Source organism: Streptomyces sp. C (assembly GCF_000158895.1).
GTDB classification, from domain to species: domain Bacteria; phylum Actinomycetota; class Actinomycetes; order Streptomycetales; family Streptomycetaceae; genus Streptomyces; species Streptomyces racemochromogenes.
Genome location: NZ_GG657750.1, coordinates 655,392 through 656,637, shown reverse-complemented (window position 1 = coordinate 656,637; position 1,246 = coordinate 655,392). Strand labels below are relative to the sequence as shown.

Here is a 1,246-nt window from a genome sequence, read left to right as displayed (position 1 = left end):
TCTTCGGCCGCAAGGTCGTCATCCCCGCCGGCGTCGTCTCCCGCGTCGACATCGAGGAGGAGACCGTCCACCTGACCTGCACCCGCGACCAGGTCAAGGACTCGCCCGACTACGAGCAGAGCGGCCGCCACGAGGACGAGCCCACCTTCGTCCGGCTGATCGAGACGCACTACTCCGACCCCCACATGTGAGGTGTACGGCACAGCGGAATCCCCTGGCGGCGGATCCTCCCCGCACGTGATCATCCTCGGATGACCACAGAGACGATCACCGCATCCGCATCCGGAACCTGGACCCTCGGCGACCTCGAGGTCAACCGCATCGGCTTCGGCGCCATGCGCCTGCCGCAGAACGGCGCGGCGCTCCAGGCCGACGCCGCCTCCGGAGACCGGGACAAGGCGATCGCCGTCCTGCGCCGCGCCGTCGAACTCGGCGTGAACCACATCGACACCGCCGCCTTCTACTTCTCCCCGCTCCGCTCCGCCAACGAGCTCATCAACAGCGCCCTCGGCGGCCCCTACCCCGACGACCTCGTCATCGCCACCAAGGTCGGCCCCGCCCGGCACGCCTCCGGCGAGTGGACGGCCCACGCCGGGCCGGGACAGCTGCGCGGGCAGGTCGAGGAGAACCTGCGCCAGCTCGGCCGCGACCACCTCGACGTCGTCAACCTGCGCGTCCTGCCCGACCACACCGAATTCGCCGAGCGCTTCGGAGTCCTCGCCGAACTGCGCGAGGCCGGCCTCGTCCGCCACCTCGGCGTCTCCAACGTCACCCCCGAACAGCTCGCCGAGGCCCAGGCCATCGCGCCCGTCGTCTGCGTGCAGAACATGTACGGCATCGGCGTGCGGCCGGAGTACGACGCGTTCGTACGCTCCTGCGGGGAGCAGGGCATCGCCTTCGTCCCCTTCTACTCGATCGCCGCCGCCGGCCGGGAGCACGGCACGGCCGGCTCCGAGAGCGAGGAAATCCTCACGGTCGCCCGCGCCCACGGGGCCAGCCCCGCCCAGGTCCGCCTGGCCTGGACCCTCCACCGCGGACCCCACGTCCTGGCCATCCCCGGCACCGGCAACCCGGACCACCTCGCCGACAACGTCGCCGCCGGCGCCCTGCGCCTCACCGAGGAGGACCTGGCCCTCCTCGAAGGCCTCCACCAGCAGGCCGCCGAGTAGCCCGGCGGACGCGGGCGGGCCGGGGAGTCCCCGCCGGCCCGCCCGCTTCCGGTACTTTCGGCGGATGAGCGAACAGA

The 1,246-nt window shown here is 72.1% G+C and carries 1 protein-coding gene and 1 pseudogene; both read left to right on the top strand.

The genetic code is table 11. The features are described from left to right. Positions 1–191: pseudogene (locus SSNG_RS41720) on the top strand (PRC-barrel domain containing protein); the annotation flags it as partial. Between the two features lie 60 nt (positions 192–251). Continuing rightward, entirely contained in the window at positions 252–1,169 is a 918-nt protein-coding gene (locus SSNG_RS03085; protein WP_007262334.1) for an oxidoreductase, read from the top strand. Positions 1,170–1,246 lie beyond the last annotated feature (77 nt).